Annotated in this window: 4 protein-coding genes and 1 pseudogene; all 5 read left to right on the forward strand. The window is 67.6% G+C overall.

What is annotated here, in order from left to right; translation table 11 throughout:
* A partial coding sequence (locus tag JWN68_RS17880; protein WP_297741464.1) for an FGGY-family carbohydrate kinase occupies positions 1-475 on the forward strand: 475 nt, incomplete at its 5' end.
* The gene (locus JWN68_RS17885) at positions 472-1,326 is read left to right on the forward strand and encodes an HAD-IIA family hydrolase (RefSeq protein ID WP_297741466.1); all 855 of its coding nucleotides are present in this window, start codon (positions 472-474) and stop codon (positions 1,324-1,326) included. The genes JWN68_RS17880 and JWN68_RS17885, both read left to right, overlap by 4 nt.
* A complete protein-coding gene (locus JWN68_RS17890) occupies positions 1,323-2,288 on the forward strand; it encodes a sugar-binding domain-containing protein (RefSeq protein WP_297741468.1) in 966 nt (321 codons plus the stop codon). The genes JWN68_RS17885 and JWN68_RS17890 overlap by 4 nt, the downstream gene beginning before the upstream one ends.
* Positions 2,289-2,383: 95 nt before the next feature.
* The gene (locus tag JWN68_RS17895) at positions 2,384-3,370 is read left to right on the forward strand and encodes a thiamine pyrophosphate-dependent dehydrogenase E1 component subunit alpha (protein WP_297741470.1); all 987 of its coding nucleotides are present in this window, start codon (positions 2,384-2,386) and stop codon (positions 3,368-3,370) included.
* Between the two features lie 5 nt (positions 3,371-3,375).
* Positions 3,376-3,609, forward strand: a pseudogene (locus tag JWN68_RS17900) (hypothetical protein); the annotation flags it as partial.

Here is a 3,609-nt window from a genome sequence, read left to right on the forward strand (position 1 = left end):
TGCGCTGACGCCGTACTGGGACCACAACGCCCGCGGCGTGCTGCTGGGCCTCACGGGGGTCCACGGCAAGTCGCACGTCTACCGCGCGCTGCTGGAGGGCATCGCCTTCGAGCAGCGACTCCTCACCTCCGGCGCGGAGGAAGCACTTGGCGAACCGGTGACCGACGTCATCGCGTTGGGAGGCGGGTCGCGCAGCCCGGTGTGGTGCCAGATCATCGCCGACGTCATGCGCCGGAAGGTGTCGGTCGTCCGGGAACCCGAGAGCACGTGCCTCGGGGCCGGCATGCTCGCTGCGGCCGCCGTGGGTCTCCACGAGTCCATCCCTGCGGCCGCCGCGATGATGAGTGGCGTCTCCACCTCCTTCGAGCCCGAGCCGCAGACAGCCGCCACGTACGACCGGCTCTACGAGGTCTACCGAGACATCTATCCCTCGACGCGTGAGCTGTTCGCGCGACTCGCCGAGGCAACGCGATGACCGTTCAGGTCGACGCCCCCGAAGCCCTGCCTTCCCGCATCTACGGCGGCTATCTCTTCGATCTCGATGGCACCATCTATCTCGGCGACGAGCTGCTGCCGGGCGCCCATCGCCTCGTGACGAGGCTCCGCGAGCTGGGCTGCGAGACCCTCTTCCTGTCGAACAACCCGACCCGCGATCCGCAGATGTACGCCGACAAGCTCGCCCGGCTCGGCTTGCCGACGCCGACCAGTCACATCGTCAACACCGTGGTGACCATGACGGCGTGGCTGCAGAAGGAGGCGCTTGGCGCGGCTGTCTTCGTCATCGGCGAGGAACCGTTGAAGCGGGCCGTGCGAAACGCCGGCCTCCGTCTGAGCGAAAGGCCGGAGGAGATCGACATCGTCGTGGCCAGCTACGACCGGACCTTCGACTACCGCAAGCTGCAGATCGCCTTCGACGCGCTGTGGCAACATCGACGAGCACGGCTGGTCACCACCAACCCTGATGCGTATTGCCCCATGCCCGGAGGGCGCGGGGAGCCTGATGCGGCGGCGGTCGTCGCCGCCATCGAGGCCAGCACCGGGGTCATGTGCGAGGTGAACCTCGGCAAGCCGTCACCGATCATGTTGCAGACCTCGCTCGACATCATGGGCCTCCCCCCGTCCGAGTGCCTCATGGTGGGCGACCGCTTGTACACCGACATCGCCATGGCCGTCGACGCGGGCGTGGACTCGGCACTCGTGCTCACGGGTGAGAGCACGGAGGCGAGCGTGGCAGCTGCCCCGCGAGAGCGACGGCCGACCTTCGTGGTCCAACGCATCGACGACCTGCTCGCGCCCGTGGTGGCCCGGAGGAGCGGTCGGACGTGAACGAGACGGAACTGGGGCCTACCTCAGACGTGCTCCGACTGACGGCGGTCGTTGCACGCCTCTACCACGTCCATGGTGTGCGCCAGCGTGAGATCGGGGCGCGCCTCGGGATGTCCCAGGCTCGTGTCTCGAGACTGCTCCGACAGGCTGAGGATCTCGGCATCATCCGCACCGTGGTCGCTGTCCCCGACGGGCTACGTCCCGAGCTGGAAGAGGCAATCGAGCGTCAGTTCGGGCTCGTGGAGGTGCACGTCGTCCCCGTGACAGCGCCGAGCCCGGACCTGGCCTCGGTGCTCGGACAGGCCGCCGCGCGACAGCTCGATGACGCCTTGGTCAGTGCGGAGACCGTCGGCTTCACCTCGTGGAGTCTCACGTTGCAGGCGATGGCCTTCGCGCTCCCGGCGGTGCCGCGCACGGCTACCCGACACGTCGTCGAGATGCTGGGAGATCTGGGCTCCCCGGCGCGGCAACACTCCGCGGCACGGTCGACCCAGTCCCTGGCGACCGCGCTAGGGGCTGAGCCCGTCTTCCTGCGTACACCCGGCGTGCTGACGACGTCTGAACTCCGCGACGCGATGCTTCGCAACGAGCACGTGCAGCGTGCCTTGGGGCTGCTCGACGACCTGGATATGGCGTTCGTGGGCGTTGGGCCCCCTGCGGTGCACAGCCAACTCCAGACGGGCGACAACTACTTCAGTCCCGACCAGCTTGCCGAGGTACGGGGTGCCGGCGCCGTGAGTCAGCTCAACCAGCGGTTCCTCGACGAGGCCGGGAGCCCGGTGCCGACGTCCTTGGACGACCTGGTGGTGGGCTGCACCCTCGAGCAACTGGCGGCGGCTCGCCGACGGGTGGTGGTGGCTGGAGGAGCGGACAAGCACCTTCCCATCGTCGCTGCCCTTCGCGGTGGCTGGGTCGACGTGCTGGTCACCGATCTGGACACTGCTCGCCTCTTGGTGGGGTGAAGCTGGCATGACAGGTGTTGGAAGGTCTTGCCGGACCACGTCCCCTGTGCTTGAATATCAATTCAATATACGAATAGACAGGCAGTGAGGAAGCGATGAGTCTCTCTCCAGAGTTGTTGATGGAGATGCAGCGGCGCATGCTGCGCATCCGCCGCTTCGACGAGCGGGCCTCGAAAATGGTCAAGCGCGGCCAGATTCCCGGCACGGTGCACACCAGCATCGGTCAGGAGGCCCAAGTCGTCGGCGCTTGTATGGCGCTGGGCGACGCCGACTACATGAGTGGCAACCACCGCAGCCACGGCCATCCGATCGGCAAGGGTTCTCCTCTGGGTCCCCTCATGGCGGAGCTGGTCGGGAAGGCCGACGGTGTCTGCGGCGGCAAGGGAGGATCGCTCCACCTGGCCGACTTCGAGGTGGGAAGTCTGGGTGAGTCCGGCATCGTCGGTTCCTCGATCCCGATCGCCACCGGAGCTGCGCTCTCCAGCAAGGTCCTTGGCAACGGCAAGGTCGCACTCGCCTTCTTCGGCGATGGTGCGGCCAACCAGGGTTGCCTCTACGAGGCGATGAACATGGCCGGCGTCTGGGACCTCCCCGTCATCTTTCTCTGTGAGAACAACCAGTACGCCCTCTCCACCCCGGCCCACACGGTCACCTCTGGAGTCATCGCCGAGCGGGCCGCCGGCTTCGGGATGCCGGGGGTTCGCGTCGAGGACGGCCAGGATGTGCTGGCCGTCTACGACGCGGTGTCGGTCGCCGTCGAGAGGGCGCGGCGGGGCGAGGGTCCCACCCTCGTCGAGGTCGTGACCTACCGCTTCAACGAACACTCCGAGGGCCTTCGACTAGGCACTGACTACCGCGACGCCGCGGAGCGCGCGGCGTGGACCGAGCGTGACCCGATCGTGCTCTTCCGCGCGGTGCTGGCGGCGCGTGGCATCGCCACGGAGGACGAGCTCGACGCTCTCGAAGCGGACGTCCTCGAGGAGGTGGAGGAGTCGGTGCGATTCACCGACGCCAGCCCCTTCCCCGACCCCCAGGTCGCCTTCCAGGACCTCTACACCGACCCGATCGGAGCAATGTCATGACCGTGATGAGCTACCTCGGCGCCATCGGCGCCGCCCAGCGGGAGGCCATGGAGGCCGACGAGCGTGTCGTGATCATCGGTGAGGACGTCGAAGCCAACGTCTACGGCACGACGGGCGGCGCTGGGAAGTCGCGCGCCGTCGAGGGCGACTTCCTACAGATGTTCGGCCGCAACCGGATCCGCAATACCCCCATCTCCGAGGAAGTGATCGTCGGCGCGGCCATCGGCGCGGCCATGACC

It is taken from the genome of Nocardioides sp., from assembly GCF_025964975.1.
Taxonomy (GTDB): domain Bacteria; phylum Actinomycetota; class Actinomycetes; order Propionibacteriales; family Nocardioidaceae; genus Nocardioides.